This is a genomic window from Flavobacterium psychrophilum, from assembly GCA_001708385.1.
In the GTDB taxonomy this organism is placed as follows: domain Bacteria; phylum Bacteroidota; class Bacteroidia; order Flavobacteriales; family Flavobacteriaceae; genus Flavobacterium; species Flavobacterium psychrophilum_A.
This window is the reverse complement of the sequence record CP012388.1, coordinates 509,922-530,836: the sequence shown is the minus strand read 5'-3', so window position 1 is coordinate 530,836 and position 20,915 is coordinate 509,922. Positions and strand designations below refer to the sequence as shown.

Annotated in this window: 13 protein-coding genes and 2 pseudogenes; 10 read left to right on the top strand and 5 right to left on the bottom strand. The window is 37.7% G+C overall.

All coding sequences use genetic code 11. The annotated features are described in order from the left end of the window. Nucleotides 1-306: 306 nt before the first annotated feature. The 5 genes from ALW18_02375 (at nt 307) to ALW18_02355 (ending at nt 5,311) form a co-directional block, all read left to right on the top strand. Nucleotides 307-1,659, top strand: a complete 1,353-nt coding sequence (locus ALW18_02375) for a hypothetical protein (GenBank protein AOE51467.1) — start codon at nt 307-309, stop codon at nt 1,657-1,659. A gap of 56 nt (nt 1,660-1,715) precedes the next feature. Next, complete coding sequence (locus ALW18_02370; protein AOE51466.1) at nt 1,716-2,576, top strand: hypothetical protein; 861 nt, start codon at nt 1,716-1,718, stop codon at nt 2,574-2,576. 157 nt (nt 2,577-2,733) lie between these two features. Then, entirely contained in the window at nt 2,734-3,507 is a 774-nt protein-coding gene (locus tag ALW18_02365) for a hypothetical protein (GenBank protein ID AOE51465.1), read from the top strand. Between the two features lie 117 nt (nt 3,508-3,624). Continuing rightward, on the top strand, nt 3,625-4,995 hold the full coding sequence (locus ALW18_02360; protein ID AOE51464.1) for a peptidase S41: 1,371 nt from the start codon (nt 3,625-3,627) through the stop codon (nt 4,993-4,995). Nucleotides 4,996-5,026: 31 nt separating this feature from the next. Then, nucleotides 5,027-5,311, top strand: a complete 285-nt coding sequence (locus ALW18_02355) for a hypothetical protein (protein AOE51463.1) — start codon at nt 5,027-5,029, stop codon at nt 5,309-5,311. Between the two features lie 75 nt (nt 5,312-5,386). Here ALW18_02355 and ALW18_02350 read toward each other — a convergent pair. Continuing rightward, nucleotides 5,387-5,635, bottom strand: a pseudogene (locus ALW18_02350) (hypothetical protein). 1,888 nt (nt 5,636-7,523) lie between these two features. On the opposite strand from ALW18_02350, the gene ALW18_02345 reads away from it, so the two are divergent. The 4 genes from ALW18_02345 (at nt 7,524) to ALW18_02330 (ending at nt 15,526) form a co-directional block, all read left to right on the top strand. Continuing rightward, nucleotides 7,524-11,864, top strand: a complete 4,341-nt coding sequence (locus ALW18_02345) for an acriflavine resistance protein B (protein ID AOE51462.1) — start codon at nt 7,524-7,526, stop codon at nt 11,862-11,864. Nucleotides 11,865-11,872: 8 nt separating this feature from the next. Then, entirely contained in the window at nt 11,873-13,186 is a 1,314-nt protein-coding gene (locus ALW18_02340) for an RND transporter (protein ID AOE51461.1), read from the top strand. 22 nt (nt 13,187-13,208) lie between these two features. Further along, nucleotides 13,209-15,125 carry a metal ABC transporter ATPase gene (locus ALW18_02335; protein AOE51460.1) on the top strand — a complete coding sequence of 639 codons (1,917 nt, stop codon included), beginning with the start codon at nt 13,209-13,211 and terminating at the stop codon, nt 15,123-15,125. Nucleotides 15,126-15,205: 80 nt separating this feature from the next. Further along, nucleotides 15,206-15,526, top strand: coding sequence for a hypothetical protein (locus tag ALW18_02330; GenBank protein ID AOE54279.1), 321 nt, complete (start codon nt 15,206-15,208; stop codon nt 15,524-15,526). A gap of 460 nt (nt 15,527-15,986) precedes the next feature. Here the strand turns inward: ALW18_02330 and ALW18_02325 are convergent, their stop codons facing one another. Genes ALW18_02325 through ALW18_02315 form a run of 3 tightly spaced genes read right to left on the bottom strand, consistent with a single transcriptional unit; the run spans nt 15,987 to nt 18,539 of the window. After that, nucleotides 15,987-16,226, bottom strand: coding sequence for a hypothetical protein (locus ALW18_02325; protein AOE51459.1), 240 nt, complete (start codon nt 16,224-16,226; stop codon nt 15,987-15,989). 11 nt (nt 16,227-16,237) lie between these two features. Continuing rightward, on the bottom strand, nt 16,238-17,239 hold the full coding sequence (locus tag ALW18_02320; GenBank protein ID AOE51458.1) for a hypothetical protein: 1,002 nt from the start codon (nt 17,237-17,239) through the stop codon (nt 16,238-16,240). Nucleotide 17,240: 1 nt separating this feature from the next. Continuing rightward, a complete protein-coding gene (locus ALW18_02315; GenBank protein AOE51457.1) occupies nt 17,241-18,539 on the bottom strand; it encodes a hypothetical protein in 1,299 nt (432 codons plus the stop codon). A gap of 433 nt (nt 18,540-18,972) precedes the next feature. Between ALW18_02315 and ALW18_02310 the strand changes: the two genes are divergently transcribed. Further along, nucleotides 18,973-19,200 carry a hypothetical protein gene (locus tag ALW18_02310; protein AOE51456.1) on the top strand — a complete coding sequence of 76 codons (228 nt, stop codon included), beginning with the start codon at nt 18,973-18,975 and terminating at the stop codon, nt 19,198-19,200. An 839-nt stretch (nt 19,201-20,039) separates the two neighbouring features. Here ALW18_02310 and ALW18_02305 read toward each other — a convergent pair. Continuing rightward, a pseudogene (locus tag ALW18_02305) lies at nt 20,040-20,340 on the bottom strand (phosphopantetheinyl transferase). Nucleotides 20,341-20,915 lie beyond the last annotated feature (575 nt).

Genomic DNA, 20,915 nt, shown 5'->3' with positions numbered 1-20,915 from the left:
GTGTAACCGGAGTACGGAATCCTCACCAACCAACTACCATCGTAAAAAACGAAAAGGTAAAACGGGATTCATCACGTCCTGAAACATTGACTTTCCTATTGTTGCAGTTATTAAAAGGTAACTCTTTCACATAAAATCTCTAAAAGTGAAAGTAGTAGGTTAGGGATAGGCCTCTGGTGGTAAAATGGAGTAGCTTATTAAAAAAATTTACCAAAAAGCGAAAAGACCTCAGGGAAGATATTTGCTGCTCTCCCCTTAAGGCCTCAATAAAATAATAGTAGCAAAGGTAATTAAATTTTAACTAATATGAAAAAATTTTTTGCATTCGCAATGGCTGCCCTTGTGTTGACTTCTTGCGATAAAGAGGAAGCTACAGCAGATTCTTCTTTCGCGATGAAAGCTACAGCTGCAGATTATTCATCAGCTTGTACTTTACCTGTAACAACTGTAACAGGAGAAATTACTGCCAATACAACATGGGATAATGACCATGTATGGGTAATAAGCGGAATAGTTCGTGTAAAAAGTGGTGCAACACTTACAATCGAAGCCGGTACTTACATTAAAGCGGATCTTAGCCATGCTGCTCCAACCGGAGTATTGGTAATTACGAAAACAGGAAAAATAAATGCTATTGGTACTGCTGCAAACCCAATCGTGTTTACAAGTGCTGCATTATTAGATTGCGATGCTGCAACTACTCCTAAACCTGGTGATTTTGGTGGAGTGGTATTTTTAGGTGATGCACCTGTAAACACAGGTAGTGTAACTAACGTTATTGAAGGTTTAGGTGACCAGTCACCAGCTGCTGACTTTCAGTATGGTGGTACTAATTCAACTCATGATGTTGGTAGCTTCCAATATGTTCGTATAGAATATGCGGGACGTAAACTTACTGAAAACGTTGAGATCAACGGTTTAACACTTGGTGGTGTTGGTGATGCTGGTCTAAGCGCAGCTAGCACAAAAATACATCACGTACAGGTTACTTACGGACTTGATGACGCTTTCGAATTTTTCGGAGGTAATGCTGACGCCCGTTATTTAGTGGCTTTTGGACAAGATGACGATGCTTTTGACTTTGACCTTGGTTATACAGGTACAGTTAACTATGCAGTTGCTTTAGCAGACAAAAATTCTACTCATAGTTTAAGTGGAACTAATCCGGATTCTAATGGAATTGAATTAGACAACGATGCTACAGGTTCTACTAATACTCCATTTACAAGACCTATTGTTAATCACCTATCTATCATAGGAGTTTCATCTTCGACGGATGCTGCTAGATATGAAAATGGTATACATATTAGAAGAAATGGGCGTATAACATTACAAAACTCTACTGTTGCGGGTTACGGTGTTAATGCGAATACAACGACTACTCCTGCTACTCCAGATTCTTGGGCTATTCGTTTCGAATCGCCATCTTTAAATACAGATAGTGGATTCTCGAATGTACAGGTAAATGCTTTCAGAACATCTCCATTTACTACTCCGGGTTCTATTTCTGCAAATGTTACAGAAGTATCATCTAATAATTTCGGAATGACACAGCCATTCTTTAACAACGGTACAATCAACTTTGCAGGTGCTACAAACGGTGCATTTGTTGACGGTGCTACATGGATTGACAACTGGACTAAATTCAGTAATTTCTAAAAAATTAATTTGACTTAGGCAGGCTTTTCCTGCCTAAGTTTTTAAACATTTTAAACATGAAAAAAATTATCATTTTTGTTTTTATTCTTTTTTCTATCTATTCTCAGGCGCAATTGGAAGTTGCTGCTTACGACTTTAAAAATGGAGATACTCTTGAAGGATGGACAATTATAGACAATAATTCCTCAGCGGCGTCAACATGGAGTATAACAAACGATGCATATTCTGAATTGATGGGAACAGATCCTATTAAGGTTTTAAGCCTTAAGTCTTTAGGAGGGGCTTCGTCCGGTGATGAGTGGGCAATTTTGCCTGTGCAGGATCTATCATTTTATAAAGGAATTCATTTAGATCTTACGTATTTGAAAGGCTTGTTTGAACTTGAAACAGATGCTAAAATTTTATTGTATGCCCATGTATCTGAAGAGGTACCAACTATAGAAAATTTTCTGACTACTGAGCCTGTAGCAACTATAGTGCTGACAGGGATGGATAACGACCCATCGGAAGAAGTACCGGTAGTTACAGATATCCCGGAATTATATAATGTTGAAAATGTACATTTTGCAATTGTTTACCGTAGAACAGTAGGCGAGGAGGCTCCGGGAAATGCAATCGAATTTACAAAAGTCGCTATTACAGCAGATGAGCTAGTCGTTGGTATGGATGATTTTGCAGGACACACATCTACCATAATAATGCAAAATCCTGTAGCGGAAATGCTGCAATTTAAATTAGGAAATTCTGTAACTGCAGATACACTACAGTTACAAATATATAATGTAAATGGTATTTTGGTTAAAAATACCAAATATAATGAAAATGGTATTTCAGTGATTGATCTACCAGGTGGTATGTACTTTGTACTACTGAATGATGGTAAAGCTCAGGACCAATTAAAGTTCATTAAAAAATAATTCATTTCTGGTAATCACTCCATAAAAACCACTGTTTATACTTGTGTATGAACAGTGTTTTTATCCTTTTTTTGTTCGAAAGAGCCCCAAGAATACTGCAGATGTGTTTAAAGTGCGAACGCGGTGATCAATATTTATATGATAAGTTATAATCTACATGAAAAACATACTAAAAAAACTAATTCCTTGTTTATTATTTGCAGTATTTGTTACAGCCTGTACCAATGAAAATATGGCATTGCAATACCCTGAAGGCATAGAGGGTAAGGTAGTAATAAGAAGTTATAATGCTATGCAGGATTCCCTTCAGATCAATGCAGGAGGAAAATTTCTTCAGATCAATAAAAAAGACGCTTTTAAAGGTAAAATAGTAACAGATTATCAATTCGTTTTTTACAATAACGCAGAAAGGCATATAAATATCATAAACAAAGCTACCGGTGATATTTTACAATCGTATACGTTTACTACCAAAAAGCCTATTGATACATTATCCTTCTACGGTAAGGAAAATATTTGGGTAGAAAATGTTATGTCTAATCCACCCGGAGCGCTTAGTTCAACAGGTCAGACAGGTTATCGTTTTACTTTTCCAACGCTTAATCGCTTTTCTAATAGTGGCTATGATGGGCCATTGGATGCTATTATTAAAAAAGTAAACGGGCAGGTACTAGGTATAGCCGAAAATATTACTAAAGACTCCTTCAGTACTTTTTTAGAATTCCCTTATGGATCTCCACCTATATTAAATATAGAACTGGTAAAGCATGGCACTACAGAATCATATGTAAGCGGACAAAAAGTTCTGGTCCAGATAGTAATGCAAAATAATAAGTCAAGGCTAATTGTATTGGATGAAAAAGCTAATGAAAACGGAATTTTTACAGGCGTTGACGGCACTCTTAACCTTGTTGACTTCTTTGATTTTTAGCCTTAAATAATTTTCTGAAATTTATGGAAGCAATAGAAAGAACCAAGCAGATACTTGTGGTAAAAGTTTGTTATTGTACCAACATTAAAAATTTCAATATTTATACTATATAATAAAATGAAATATTATATAAAAATAGCACCGTTTTTTTTACTATTATCTGCCTTTTCATGTCAGACTGACGATGCACCAAAGGTATATGTGCCAGGTAGTAATGAATATACTAATCAGTGGATGTACGAACAGATGAAAAAATATTACTATTGGAATGAGGGAATTGGAGAACAGGGTGATTTAGCACTTATGCCAAAGGATTATTTTAAAAGCCTTATGAATCCATCTGACCGTTTTTCCTATGCATACAATTCTACTATGGCGGAAACACTTTCTAAAAGCATACGAAGCAAATTTGGATTTGATATATCTTTTGTGAATCATGAGGAAAAGGTGTATGGGGTAATTTTATATGTATTAAAAGATTCTCCCGCGCAGCGGTCGAAACTGCACCGGGGGCAGTTGATAACAGCTATAGGAGGTGTAGCTATCGATCAAAACAATTACGAAAATCTTTATAAGAGCTTTGCAATTGCAGATAATGTGCGTTTACAACTAACTGAATATTCAGAAAATATTGGTTTTTTTAATTCGCTAGCGGTCACACTATCCGACGGGTTTACTTTTTTACAGCCAGTTAATCATAAAATTATTACACAGCAAAATCATATGGTAGGGTATGTCGAGATACCTCATTTTGATGTAGGACTGACACAGTCACTTTTAGATATTTTTCATGATTTTAAAAATAAATCGGTTACCGATGTGATAGTTGATTTGAGATATAATGGCGGCGGGGACGTTTCGTCTGCCACAGCATTAGGTATTCTCTTAGCCCCTAATATTCAGGCTACCGATCAGTTTCTTCTGTTTAAAGGAAATAAAAATGGAGGGGAGATAAAACAGACTTTTAAAGAAGCACTTGAAATGAATGAGGCTCAGGTAAGTTACGACGCGTTGAGGGCTGCTCATCCTTTAATTCAGAGAGTTTATATCCTTTGCGGGAACCGTACAGCTTCAGCATCGGAAATTATGATTAATAACCTAAATCCGTTTATGCAAGTTGTTACAATTGGAGATCAGACATTAGGCAAAGATGTTGCAGGTTTTGCCATTGAAGATGAAAGGGAAGCCGGACCGTCAGGGTGGGTATTACATCCTGCAATATATAAAATTTACAATTCCAACAAGGAAGGTGATTATTCCGATGGCCTTACCCCGGTTATCCAGTCTGATGAGCTTAAAAAACTAGAGGTTTATCCATTAGGAGACACGCGTGAAGTATTGCTTAAGCAGGCATTAAACTCTATTTTGGGAGGTAAGTTGAATACTGAAAATAATGCGAGTAATGCTATATTGTCTTTACCAATAAAAAATGCTTATTTAGAGTCTGAATCTGTAGTAATAAAGCGAAGTCAATCCGTTTATAACTAAATCCGTTTAAAATTTATAACGTAATACGCCAATGCAGGGAATTAGTGCAAAAGAACATGAAGGCATGTTAGAGGGGTTTCGAAAATTTGAAGATATCTCTTTGAAGATCAAAAATAAAGATGTTACTAAGGAAGATATATTAACACGCGATGGTATGTCTGAACTAACTGAAACCTATAATCGTTTCAAGGTACTCTTATCTGAACTCGAAAAATGCACTAAGGAATATTCTAAGCAAAGAAAATTTATACAAAGTGTAATGTATAAAAGAATTCGTAAGATGAACTCGGAAGTTAATAAGGGAAGCCGGAAGTAGAATATGATGTTGTTTATAAGGCATATATTAGATAAAATGCGAACCATATGGCCCGCATTTTATTTACTTTAAGGATTATTTTTTCTTTCCTTTAGCTTTAGCTTTCTTCTTAGCTTTAGCTTTTTTCTTTGCCTTTTCTTTCTTTTTAGCCTTAGCTTTATCTTTAGCCTTTTGTTTTTTAGCTTTTTCTTTCTTTTTAGCTTTAGCTTTTTTGGCTTTTTCCTTTTCTTTCAGTGCTTTCACTTTATCTTTCTTTTTGGCTTTTTCTTTATCGCTCATTTTTTTGCTTTTCTTTTTTTTAGTTTTTAATTTCGTAATGCTGGTCGCAGCCTCAGTATGTAAATCATTATTTTCTGTTTCTGCTGCAGCTACGGCTGTTTCAGTCTTATCGTTTACCACTTCTACCACCGATTGCACTACAGCGTTGGTAACAGCGTTGGAATTTTTTCTCTGTCCTTTAACCTGCTTAGGTTCTACATCATTATTCCCCTCGGAATTAACCTTAGTTTCATGAGGCGTATTAGTATCTGCATCGTTAAGACCGGGATCAGCGGCTTGTGGCTCTTCTTTATTAGGTTGTATCATTTAAAATTGTTTAAATTGGAATATCTTGACTCTTTTACTTTAGCGTTTCTTAATTGTAAGTTTAAGGTTAGTAAATTTAATCTATTTTACCATTGCCCAATGTTAAGTTTTACTGGTGATACTAGTCAGGAAATACAACCGGTATGAGGGATTTGTATTTTTCTTTTGTCAGAAAATATAATAGTAAATATGTTTTTACTTGTTAATCCTTAAACAGTTTTATTATATCTAAATTAGATCGTTCATTAAATGTCGAGTACAAAACAGTTTATTCTTTAAAAGTTTTGAATCGGCTAAGAGAACATTGAGCGGAATAGAAGTTTTGCATATGTTGAGGAAGAATCAGATGATTAATCCTGGGATAACTATGTTCAAATCATTTTGTAAACTGGCCGCATAATTTTAAAGTGCTTGAATTTCTTGGACTTTAATAAACAGATGCGACAGAACCACGTAAACACTACTGCTTTTTTGTTAGCTAAAATAGGTAATTTTGTCTATACAAAGACCATTATGGATTAGGCTTTTAAAATTAATAACTGCCCGATGCATGATTAAACTGGTAGCTAATAAAGAAAAACTGATTTCAAAATTTATAAGTATAACGTGTCTGGTCATAGCTGGTGGTTAGCAATCACTGTAAAACTAAATATATAAATGAAAAGGAAGTAACCCTTGAAGATTCAACAGGAGAACTTGTTCAAACATTGATAATAAAGAGAAATTTAGCAGATCTGGTAAGCTTGTTTACGGAAAATGTAAATTGGCATGGCTGGGGGAGAGAACAAAGCCACAGCGAGTGCCTGACTATTTTGAGTTATTGTGGAAAAACGTAGAGCCAATTTCCACGCAAATTGATAACGTCTTCATCGATAAGGGATATGCAGTAATTACAGGGGAGTTATCCGTGAAAATACTCTCTACACGGAGGTCATTCGATTCATTATTTTCTATTTAGATTTATGAAGATGAATCAAGATATATAGACTGTTGGAAGACAGTCATGCTGCTTTGCAATCTATGACGAAATAATTATGGTTTCTAAATAGAAGTGGTTAAACATCGATAGATAACTTCTACATAGCCTGTTGCAGGCTTGAGGAGCTCGGACTTATAGGACAGCCAGTGGCATTGACTCCGAATACTCAATATAATCGGTTAAAAGTAAATGCTGAATAAATATTTTTTCTACATTTACACCAATGAAATACACAAGGCAGCTAATAACCACCATCTTATCAGTATATTTACTGGTGCTTATGGTTATGCCTTGTACTGATGCCCATTCAAAAATGGGAGCGATTAACCAGACAGAGGTTTCACAATCTGGTCAAGACCACCACGATTTTGAGATATGTTCTCCTTTCTGTGTTTGCTCCAGTTGTACTGCAGCAGTAATATTACAACCAGTAATTACATTTGAAGTATTGCACTTTCAACCACACTATAGAAATGTATCAAGTTTATACGAATCTGTAGTTTCTTCCTTTTACGGTTCCATCTGGCAACCGCCCCAATTAGTATAATGATGTGCCGATGAAAGTCGGCTGATTAAGCGTGTTCTTAAACATGCTATTACATTCAGGAATGCCCTGAAATTTTCAGTCATTATATTAATTCATAATCTATGTTAGATAAGATTATTCATTTCAGCATCAATAATAAGTTTATTATTGGGTTGTTTACCTTAGCATTAATCATCACAGGGACGTATTCACTATACAACCTGCCGATTGATGCCCTCCCTGATATTACCAATAATCAGGTGCAAATTATTACAAGTTCGCCCACACTTGCCACTCAGGAAGTGGAGCAATTTATAACATATCCTATTGAACAGTCGGTAAAGCCTATTCCTAAAGTTGTTGAACTCCGTTCTATCAGCCGATTTGGTTTGAGCGTTGTCACAGTTGTCTTTGAAGAGGATGTAGATATCTATTGGGCAAGGGCTCAGATATCAGAACGTATTAAAGAGGCCGAGGATGTTATCTCTAAAGATTTGGGTATACCTGAAATGGCCCCTATAAGCACAGGACTCGGTGAGATATACCAGTATGTAGTTTTTCCTGAGAAAGGCTTCGAAGACAAGTTTAATGCAACCGACCTGAGAACTATTCAGGACTGGATAATAAAACCCCAGTTGATAGGTACTAAAGGGGTTGCTGAAGTAAATACTCTTGGTGGTAACCTGAAGCAATATGAAATTGCCGTTCAGCCTGACCGTCTAAAGAGTATGAACACCACTATTGCCGAAATATTTCAGGCATTGGAATCCAACAACGAAAATACTGGTGGTGCATATATTGATAAGAAGCCATATGCTTATTTCATAAGGGGTATAGGTATAGTTAGCGGAATTGAAGACATCAATAAGATTGTCATTAAGAACCAGAACGGAATCCCGATTCTTGTTCGTGATGTAGCAAAGGTCCAAATAGGGAGTAGCATCCGTTACGGAGCCGTTACTAAAGATGGTAAAGGCGAAGAGGTGAGCGGCATGGTTATGATGCTTAAAGGAGAGAATAGTGGTCAGGTTGTTGAGCGTGTAAAGGAAAAGATGGAACAGATAAAAAAAACTTTACCTAAAGGCGTTACCATAGAACCATTCATGGACAGGACAACACTGGTTGATAATGCTATTAGTACCGTACAGAAAAACTTGATTGAAGGAGCTCTAATCGTAATCTTTATATTGGTGCTGTTACTGGGCAATTGGCGTGCAGGTCTTGTGGTCGCTTCAGTTATACCGTTGGCTTTATTGTTTGCTATTACCATGATGAAACTCTTCGGAGTTAGCGGTAACCTGATGAGTTTGGGAGCTATTGATTTTGGTATCATAGTAGACGGTGCGGTTATCATTGTAGAGGCAATTATACACAGGCTTCAGGTCAAAAAAACGGGTCAGTTAACCACACAGGAGATGAATGATGAAGTGTATGAGGCGTCATCTAAAATTAGAAGCAGTGCTGCCTTTGGGGAAATCATAATCCTTATTGTATATCTACCAATTTTAGCCCTCGTAGGCATAGAAGGTAAGATGTTTGGTCCACTGGCTCAGACGGTATCTTTTGCCATCTTAGGAGCGTTTATTTTGTCTCTTACTTATGTGCCAATGATGAGTTCTTTGGTGTTAAAGAAAGAAACGGGTCACAAGCCGAATATCAGCGACCGAATCATTGATAGTATTTATAATTTTTACCGTCCATTACTAAACAAAGCATTAGAGATAAAGGGTATTATAGTTGGTGCATCTATAGCATTATTTGTTGTTTCATTATTAATTTTTAATTCCCTTGGTGGTGAGTTTATCCCAACCTTAGACGAGGGCGATATCGCTACCCACCTTATCATAGCATCAGGTAGTTCATTATCGCAGGAAATTGAAGCCACTACTAAAGCTGAGAAAATCCTAAAATCTAAATTCCCAGAGGTAAAAATGGTGGTGACTAAAATCGGTAGTGCGGAAATACCAACCGACCCAATGCCTATTGAAGCGGGTGATATGATTATTCTCCTTAAAGATAAAAGTGAGTGGACATCAGCTGAAAACAAAGAAGAATTGATGGAAAAAATGGAAGAAGCCCTTAATGAAATACCAGGAGCGACCACCGAATTTTCACAACCCATCCAGATGCGATTTAATGAGCTTATGACGGGAGTCCGTAGTGACGTAGCCGTTAAGATATTTGGTGAGGATATAGATATGCTTGTAAGCAAAGGTGATGAGGTTCTGGAACTGATTAAAGGGATTGATGGTGTATCGGATGCTAAAGCTGAAAGAGTATCGGGATTACCCCAGATAACCGTAAGATACAACAAAGATAGATTAGCATTATATGGCCTTAATATAGGTGATTTAAACAGGGTTATAAGAATGGGATTTGCTGGCGAATCAGCAGGTCTGGTGTACGAAGGTGAAAAGCGTTTTGATTTGGTGGTCCGTCTCGCTGAAGACAGCCGTCAGGACATATCAAGCCTTAAATCATTATTTGTAACACTCCCATCAGGTAGCCAAATTCCATTAGAACAGGTGGCTGATATCCAATATGAAAACGGGCCAATGCAAATTAGCCGTGAAGACGGTAAACGCAGGATTGTTGTTGGGTTTAATGTCAGAGGTAAAGATATTCAGGGGGTGGTAGAACACATACAGGATAAGCTTGAGAACCGTCTTAAGTTACCTGATGGATATTATGTAACCTATGGAGGGCAATTTGAAAACCTAATTGATGCAAACAAACGATTAATGATAGCTGTACCGATTGCATTGGGTTTAATATTCGTGCTGTTATATTTCACATTTAACTCCATCAAACAATCAATACTGATTTTCACAGCAATCCCATTATCTGCCATAGGGGGTATATTTGCTCTATGGATTAGGGATATGCCATTCAGTATTTCAGCAGGTGTGGGCTTTATCGCCTTGTTTGGAGTATCGGTATTAAACGGAATTGTATTGATAGCATATTTTAACCAGTTAAAAAAAGAGGGCATGGATAGTGTTTATGAACGTATAAAAGAAGGCACCAAGGTAAGATTGAGGCCTGTAATATTAACGGCTTCGGTAGCTTCGTTAGGCTTCCTGCCAATGGCCATAAGTAGCAGTGCAGGGGCCGAAGTCCAGAAGCCTTTAGCCACAGTGGTTATTGGTGGATTGATAACAGCAACATTGCTTACGCTCATTGTATTGCCAATACTGTATTATTATTTTGAAAAAGGATTCAAACCGAACCATAAACGAAATTCAGTGTTGCCAGTTCTATTATTGTTGTTTATTTCTTTCAATGGAAATGCACAGGAAAAGCTTACTCTTGAACAAGCTATAGAGAAAGGGGTAAAAAACAACCAGTCGGTGCAGGTCTCAGAATTAGATACTAAGATGCAAGAGCAATTGCGTGGTACTGCCTATGCACTTCCAAAAACAGAGGTTAATGGGATGTTTGGACAGATAAACAGCAAGGCTCAGGATAAGAACCTTAGCGTATCACAGACATTCAGTCCATTCCAATTCGGTGCTAAGAAAAAACTTTTAACGGCAAATTGGAATGCAAGTCAGTTGAGGTTGGGCGTGACTAAGCAGGAGGTACTATTCAGTATAAGACAGTCGTGGAATACCATACTTTATTACTCAAAATTGAATGCTATCCTTCAGAGGCAAAACACCGTTATGGACCGTTTTGTGCGCGCAGCGACCCTAAAATTTGAAACAGGTGAAACGGGTTCTCTCGAAAAAGTAACAGCTACTGCAAGGCAACAGGAACTGCAGCAGCAAATAAAACAAAACGAGGCCATTATTAAGGTTGAAAAATCAAGAATGAGTGTTTATCTTAATAGTACCAGTGATTTTATAATTGCAGATACTTCCTATGTCGCTCTTTCTTCGCTAACTGTTTTAGATACGACCCGTATAAAACAAAATGCGAATGTCCAACTCGCTCTACAGGAGGTTAAAGTTGCTGAGGCAAACAATAGTGTTGAAAAATCTACTCTGTGGCCTGATGTATCAGCAGGTTATTTTATCCAGTCTCTTACAGGTAATCAGGATGTTGATGGACAAACACAGTACTACGACAATTCATTACGTTTTCAGGGGTTTTCGGTAGGTCTATCACTTCCCATTTTTGCAGGAGGCACATCATCACGAATAAAGGCCTCTAAAACTAATATTGAAATGCAGCAGAAAAATGCCGATTACTTGCAACAGCAATTAAAAAGTCAGTATCAACAAGAAATCGAGCAGCTGAATACCTATCAGTCATTATTAGACTATTACAAAAACACAGCCTTACCCAATGCGGACATTATTACCAACAATTCTACAAAAGCTTACCTGAACGGTGACATTGCTTATGTAGAATATGTACAGGGTCTTGAAACGGCATTGACCATTAGACTGAACCATATTAATGCTGTAAACAAATTCAATGTGACTGTAATTAACCTTCAGTTTCTTGTAAATCAATAATATTTAAGATGAAAAAGATAAAACTTTCGACCGTCCTGTATATCATCCTTGGTCTTGCTGCTGTTGTAGCATTTGATTATTACCTGCTGAGAAACACCAAGGCGGATGACCCCCATAACCATAACGAAGAAGAAGAAGCTCATAGCGAAGAACCAAAAGCTCAATCAGCAATTAGGGAAGTAGAGCTTAATGAGGCGCAGTACAATGCTTCAGAAATTAGCCTTGGTATATTTACCATGAAAAACCTGAGCGAGGTGGTTAACGCGAATGGGTATACTAAATCGCCTCCCCAGAATCAGGCTGATATATCAGTTCATCTATCTGGTGTTGTAAAGTCTATTAAAGTTATTGAAGGACAATATGTAAAGAAGGGACAACTATTGGCGACGATTGAAAGCCCAGAATTTGCTAAACTTCAGGAAGCATACCTTACTTCAAAAAGCAATCTTGAATTTCTAACATTAGAATATGATAGGCAAAAGACCTTAAGTGATGAGAATGTAAACTCTAAGAAGGTATTCCAGAGAACTAAATCTGACTTTCAGATTGAAAAGGCACGTTTTAATTCACTTCAAAAACAGCTGAATATCCTAAATATAGGTAGTAGCAAGGGGTCTACACCCACTATGCCGGTTATAGCTTCAATATCAGGTTCTATAACGGAGGTAAATGTAAAGATTGGCAGTAATGCCGAAGTGGGTAAGCCTTTGTTCAATATTGTCGATAATTCAAAACTTCACATAGACCTTCTGGTTTATGAAAAAGACCTTCAAAAGGTAAAGGCTGGTCAGAATATACGTTTCACACTTACCAATCAGGATAACACCGAAATAAAAGGGAAAGTGTTTAATGTAAGTCAGTCATTCGAGAATGATACAAAATCGGTAGCTGTCCATGCTGATATCACCAGTAACAATCACTCTCTCATACCCGGTATGTATGTCAATGCCCTTATTGATGTTGGAACTAAGCAAGTGCCTGCTTTACCAGTTGATGCGATTGTTAAGGCAGATGGGAGGGAATTCGTTTTTGTTCTGGTGGAAAGGCATAATGAGGAACATGACCATGCAAAAGAATCACACGATGAAGTTAAAGGACATTCTCATGATGACGGTCATGATCATGAAGAAGCGGAACGCAAAGAGGGTAAAACATTTCACTTTCAACGTATCGAAGTTAAAACTGGAACGGCGCAGTTGGGATATGTCCAGGTTACTTTGTTACAGGAATTGGATAAGGATGCGAAAATTGTATTGAAAGGAGCTTATTATATTCAAAGCCATTTACTTAAAAGTGAAGGTGGTGGCGGTCATCAGCATTAATACTAACTAATACTATGAAAGTATGGATGATTTAAAAACACTAGAAACTACAGATAAGTATAACCACAACAAAGCGGAAGCAGACGGATGGGAAAGCCATTGGAAGTTACTTTTGGCGGTCGTTATATTAGTTATAATGCTCACATTGGAATTTGGGTTCGGCTATGTACCTAAATTTATTTTTAGCTTCATTATCTTCGGAATCGCTTATTTATTATCGGGTTATAATGTTTTATATCTGGCATGGCGAAAAGCGATAAGGCTTGATTTTTTCAATGAGTTTTTCCTTATGAGCGTTGCTACAATTGGCGCTTTTGCCTTAGGCTCTTATAGCGAAGGGGTAGCGGTAATGGCTTTTTATTCAGTAGGAGAGTGGTTTCAGGATGCGGCGGTTAACCGTACCAAAAGGAGCATTAAAGCATTGCTTGATATCAGACCCGAAAAGGTAACGGTCATTAGGAATGGTAGCGTAATCGAGCTTAATCCTAAAGAGGTAGCTATTAGTGAAATCATACAAATAAAACCGGGGGAGAAAGTGGCACTTGACGGAGAATTGCTTTCTGAAAAAGCAACCTTTAATACTGCGGCCCTGACTGGAGAAAGCAAGCCGGATAATAAGAGGAAAGGTGAAAAAATTTACGCTGGAATGATAAACCTGAATACTGTATCAGAACTAAAGGTTACTGCGCTTTTTCAAAACAGTAAGCTTAGTCGTATCTTGGAAATGGTGCAGGATGCTACTGCCAGGAAATCGCAGACACAACTCTTTATTAGCCGTTTTGCTAAAATATATACACCTATAGTCTTCGTGTTGGCATTAGCTGTGTGCTTTATACCTTATTTCTTTGTTGATCCTTATGTGTTTACAGTGTGGTTTTACAGAGCCTTGGTATTCCTTGTGATCAGTTGTCCCTGCGCACTTGTCGTATCTATCCCTTTAGGTTATTTTGGAGGTATAGGCCTTGCCTCACGCAATGGCATTTTATTCAAAGGCTCAAATTTTCTTGATGTTATGACAGATATAAATATTGTTGTAATGGATAAGACTGGGACATTAACAGAAGGTGTTTTCAAAGTTAAGGAAGTCAGGACAAGAGATATTGCAGAACAAGAATTGCTAAAATTGGCTGCGGCGTTGGAAAGCCAGTCAACCCATCCAATCGGATTGGCTGTACTAGAGCATGTTAGCCAGGATGCTATAAAAGGAGTAGCAATAAGTGAGGTTGAAGAGATTTCAGGCCATGGCCTAAAAGGGATTATTGATAGTAAAGAAGTGCTTGCAGGTAATACAAAATTGATGAAAAAGTTCAATATTACTTATCCTTCGGAAATTGACAGCATTGGATCTACTATCGTAGTGCTTGCTGTCGATAAAAAGTATAGTGGGTATATCACTATTGCAGACAGGATTAAAGATGATGCTGAAGTTGCTATAAAAGAGCTACATGCCCTAAAGATAAAAACTATCATGCTCTCGGGTGATAAGCAGGCCGTTGTAGACGAGGTAGCTGCAAAGCTTGGAGTTGAAAAATCGTATGGTGACTTGCTACCGGAAGGAAAAGTTGAAAAGGTTCAGGCGCTGAAAGACCAACGTTTGCGCATTGCTTTTGTAGGCGATGGAGTTAACGATGCTCCTGTAGTTGCCCTCGCAGATGCCGGTATTGCTATGGGAGGGTTAGGCAGCGATGCTACTATAGAAACCGCTGATATTGTCATCCAAAACGACCAGCCCTCTAAAATAGCCACTTCAATAAAAATTGGGAAGCTAACAAAAAAGGTTGTCTGGCAAAATATTGTCTTGGCTATGGTAGTAAAACTAATTGTCCTCGGTTTGGGAGCTGGGGGCATTGCCACTTTATGGGAAGCTGTTATTGCAGATGTCGGTGTAGCTTTTTTGGCTATCCTCAATGCTGTTAGGATACAGAAGATGAAATTATAAATCAATTATTATATTTGCGACAAACCCTAACAATTAACAAAATGAAAACATTTTTAAAAACTATTTTAGTAGCCTTTACCGTGCTTTTATTCTCTAATGGAACGTTCGCTCAGGAAAAGAAAACAATCCGAACAGCAATCATTAAAACGGCTATATACTGCGATCACTGTAAAGCTTGCGAAACTTGTGGGCCAAAATTTAACCAAACCATACTAAAAGAGAAGGGAGTGCAGATGGTTGTTCTTGACGAGAAAGCGATGACAATTAAAGTTACTTATAACTCAAAAAAGACGGATCTAGAGAAAATAAAGATGGCTATTAGCAAACTTGGTTATGATGCTGATGAGGTGAAAGCTGATACTGCCGCCTACGCAAGCCTTGATGGATGTTGTAAAAAGTAAAATATTTAATTGGACGCTAAATTTACAACCTGACTTCTAATTCCTATCACAGTAAAGATGAGGTGTTAAAAAACTTTTCATGAAAACTCGACATTGAAAGATTAAGTTCAACGGTGCTAGTTTTACTTCAAAGATAGGATTTATTCATTCCCTGTCATAGGACCAAAGTTTTGTCAACACGTGAAAATTTATATCAATGGAAGTCCTCGATTACGTCAAATTTAAAGAGCATACAGATATGCTTATTCCTTTCTAAACCTTTCGCTTTGAATCGTCCAAATGGAAAAAATGATCTTTATTAAATTGCAGTTCAACCTCTAATCAACAGGATGGAATCTAATAAAGGTAATCCTATTTAAGTGGAATTGATACTAATATATTTTAGCATACATAGTTGTTATTAACATAAGAAAAACTAATTCAGTTTATTTTGCATACCTATATCGCTACATTTTTTCAGTCAGAGTTTTGGATGCGCCCTGCTGCCGCTTTTGCGGTCAAAGCTGCGACGGTCATTACGTAATAAAGCACCGTAGATGATTATAAGGAAAATAATTGCAATGCCCAGTAATACCAGGGTTGCGGTACTTTTTATTACAGTATTGAGATTGACAATTTCAATATCCCAAATGCGGAGTACAAGAATCCCTGTCAGCGCAATGCTGAGCAGCAATAGTATAATGCCAACGATACGTTTCATGATGAATTATTTTAAAATTTATCCAACCATTTTTTTTTCTTATCTTCAAACTCCTGCTGGGTTATAATGCCCTCGTTAAGCAATAGTTTTAATTGTTGCAATTTGGAAACGATGTCCGGTGAATTGGCGTTTAATTGTGCTTCCTTGGCAACATTAAATGTTTTACCCAAGTCCATTCCTACGCCCAATTGTAACCCCGCACCTGCAAGGCCGCCCTCGTTGCGAGCCGCATCTCGAAGGGCTTTCAGCTTTTCCATTTCTACATAGGTAAGCCCACCTTCGCCCGCCGCCATCGTGTCTGAGGTAACGTCTGCTATTTTACCAATACGTTCACTGGTAGACTTGTCAAACAGCGTCCCGTTTATTTTAAAGTCGGTAAGGGCAAACCCAAGCTTCGCAACTTCAGGATGGAGCTGTTCACTTATCTTTTCAGAAAGGCTGGGCAGCTGCGCGTCGATATGGTGGTAGGAGAGGCCACTTTGTGCCAGTACCGAAGAAAAGCTTTGGGGAAACCTGCTCTGCAACAACTGTCGCGCCTCGGAAATGTAATACACATCCTGCGAGCCGATGACGTTTGAGAAAAGGTATAACGGGTCGGCTATCTTAAAAGAAAAACTTCCGTTGACACCAAGTTCTATCGGGATCTTATAAAACGGATCCACATATTTTACGGGCTGCGAGGTTCCCCATCCCTGGTTAAGAACTTCGGTAGTACGATAAAAATAGACCTTTAATTTATGCTCGCTTTCAAAATTGGTTCGCAGCTTAAGCAATGTGGTTACAAACGGATGATTATCGGTCTCGAGGTCGAATATTCCTTCTTCGCTCAAATGGTCGGTCATTTTACCTTCGTATACCAAAATAGCGCCCTGTCCTGGAGCTATAATAAGTTTTGATGCATTTTTAAGCTCGTCACTTTGAGACGGGAATTTGTAGACCAATACATCCGGCTGCTGGTCTTTCCACTCAATAACCTGTGAGAGCTGGCTCCTGAAAAAATCCACTAATCCCATATTATAATAGTTTAAATTCTTTAACCAATTTACCCTCCATATCCACGGCCACGGCAAACATGCCGGAAAATGCCACAAAGCCGTCTTTATACCTGATAGCATTTTCATCCAAATAAACGTCTTCATTGAAGGGATAAGTAAACACGATCTCACCCGTTTTGGCATCAAGGCACTGTAAAGCCACCTTGGCATTTTTGCCGGCAGTTGTATTCATACTGATTAGGATATAGTCCTTATCATAATAAAGCATTTTTGGCGAAAAATATAACCTGCCGGGGGTGAGGTCCTTATAATCAATAAGTAGGTCGCCAGTCCCCCTGAACGGCTGTTTTATAAGCTTCCCGTTGTGGCCGTAATAGCTGCTCCATTCAAAATATGTCCAGTCATTAGGGCCTCCCAAATTATCCTTTTGTGCCCACTTATAAAGCTGAATTTTTTCATCCGGGAAACTTGTACTGGCTAAGCTAAAGTCCAAAAATGTCCTTGTTTTGGCTTTGGGATCTTTAATGGACAGTGAACGCTCTGCTTGCCGCACCTGGTCCTTATCATATACAACGTTAGCAATGGGAAAATAAGAATAATTTTTACCGTCGTTGGTAAGCAGCTTCATCCCGTCGCCATAATTTTCATTTATAAAATCGTAATCTGCGATGCCGGCAGCCAGCTCTGGATGCTCTTTATGTAATGCTGTAACTGGTTTGAGGCTCATCGAGCGCTTGTCTAGTTTGTATAGTAGCATGTTATTTACTATGGCGTAGGTATCACCATTGGTAAAGGTCTTAAAAACAAAATTTTCGCGTTCCGCTTTGGGTATCTCAAAGCGCTCCGCCTTTATTTCTTTACCGGATAAAAAGTCGTAATAGATGGCATACTTAGCCGATTTTGAAGTATCATCACCTGTTGTTATGTCCCGCTGCCCAAACATCAGTAAAATTGGCATATTGTTTTCATCCGTAAAAGCCACAACATCGTGATCCCTCCAGCTGTATTCGGTATCCGGTTTACCGATGCCCACCATGGTATCAGGCGACTCTGATGAACTGCCTGTTAACCAAAAGGTCAGCAAGAAACCGATAATAATAATTAAAAACACAACGCCTATAACCGCTGCAGGCCTTTTGAGGGGTATGTGTCCGGTGTGGGCAGGATTATAGTTTACATTATGGGTAATGGTGATGTCATCATCATCCAGAAAATATTCGGTATCGCAATTCGTGCACCTGTAATAATCTGTCCTGATTTCCACTTTTTGTGTGGAGCCGCATTTAGGGCATTGTATCGCTTTTATTTCCCTGGCCATGTATTGTAGAAAGATATATTTTTACTCGTAGTTTAGTATCGTTACTCAAATATAAAGATTTAATGGAATGCGAAATATATCGATGTAGCGGCATGTAGTCTAATTAACAAATATTTATATAAATCGTGCCGGGCCTAGTTCTCTATCTATGATTTTACAACTTGTTATTTCAGGATTGGAGAAGGATATTCTAAGAAGAATGGAGTTTTGTATATCAGTGACTTAGCGGGTTTATTAACATTTTTATGTAAGGCACGTGCCTGTTTCTTCTCCAATCACTACAGCTTGCCTTAAAAAAAAGATCTGTTCAAAATCTGTCATCTGCTGGTTGGGGGAATTTCCTTATCAGGTCGGATAGTGATATGCCAAAATATCAGTGAGTGAGATAGCGATCAGGTCGATCAGTTCGAAAGCGACTATGATTTGCTAATAGGTGTTTAGTGCTGCCCCTAATATAACGGTTACGCTTTACATAAATAACGTAGCAACTGGTGTTACGATTACGGTACCTACAAGTAGTGCCATTAATGTCAGTACGACGGGCTTTAGTAATGAAAGTGTGGTTATTAATGCTGGTGATACCTTTGCCTTTTACGTAACACAAAATACTACTGGACAGGTGACACGAATAGCAACTGCAATAAGATATCAAGCCAATTAAAGCTTAGATTAAATTAATAGCTTAGGTCTATAAACGTAGTGGCTGTTCGAAATATCGAACAGCCATTTTTTTATAATCAAATTTAATATTCTCGAAAAAATAATCCAAGAACTGTAAGTCGACAGATTGCAAATTTTTACGGCTAAATATCTTACAATGATTACCTAGCATATAGAAACTTTTTAATCGTCTAACTTTAAATTTTAGTTATAATTCCAATCAATCATGAAATTTAGCTATCTTATTTATTCTAATTTTTATAACCTTTATAATGAAATTTATAGAAGCTATTTTATACAATGTAAAGAGTAATTATACTGTCTATCGAAATCAAGAAAAAAAAATTAATGCAAGTATCTAGGACTAGGATTTAAATTGAATGGTTTGAATCACTGGATAAGATTAAAACATATAAATTGTTTTAACCATCTTTAAATTTGTAATTAATAATTATACAATTGGATTAACCAACAAAGCAAATACATTGTTCAGAAGTGTACTAACGAAACGATTCCGGGATAAAAAAAGTTTAACAATTGTTACATGATAAGCCTGAAGAATGAATAAAACCCCGCTCGTTGAATTCTGGAAAAAGATTTAAACCTGAATTTTATTTTAATGGATCAGATCTATTCGTTAAATTAGTCGTAGGATTACTATTTTTTCATACCGCCCGCGGTTGCTAACTTAAGCGTCCTGATATATATTTCTAAGACTATTGTACAAGTAGGAAACACCATTACCTTTTTTATTATAAATTTTTTATCTACTTCTACAATTTTCTCCAAGTCAGACAAAAACCTGACAGCTACGGTATGTAAGCTATCGCCAATTATAACAGTTGAAGTATAAAATAGATTATTATAGCATACTACCAACCCGGTGTAATCCGCGCTTCCTTTAAATAAAATTTTACAGCCTAATTTTAGGTATATACGACCTTATTCCGGCCTGCCTGTTATAGATTTTATAGGCGGCTTCCTTCATGCTCCATAGAAGCCATACCAAAATTTCAGGATCAGTTGCGTCAATGATGTATTGCTGCTCAACATCTGTAAAAATTTTTTGTAGAAAACCCGAGCGCCGCCAATCACTTTCAAGTCGCGATTGAGATATGTCAACCACAATCATTCCGATCATTTTTCGTCAAGTTTGGCAGCTATTATTTCTACCTTGACAAACCTGCGAATCTGCTCCCTCCTGATGAGATTATACAGGGCTCCGTTAGAGATATCAAACCTTTCGTGCATTTCATTGACGGTGTAACAGTCATTCAGGTAAGGGAGCTTGCTGTCAGGAATTGTTATATCCGGAAATTCGAAATACGTATTGACATCTGACCTCTTGACAATGGTCCTGCGTCCCAGCTTTTTGATTGTAATTTCGCTTCCCTCTGAATGGCCTTGTAGGCCCTCCTATTGCACTTTAGGTCACAATAACGTGTCTTTGTAGTCTTAGATGTGAATATTTTCCTACATTATTCACATGCTTTTTCAATCCAGATATTTGAACTCATTTCATTTTATAATTTGGCGTGCCACAAAGTGTCCCGGCGTGCTCTTATGTGCCAGCACGTTCCAAACTTTGCCATAATTTGTCCGGTCATTTGTACCTCAATGTTAAAATCATTTTCGAGGTACAAGGGAGGTACAAATCAGAACAAAGTTGCGCAAATAAAACGAAAGTTTTTGGGATTAAAAAAATCACTACATTGT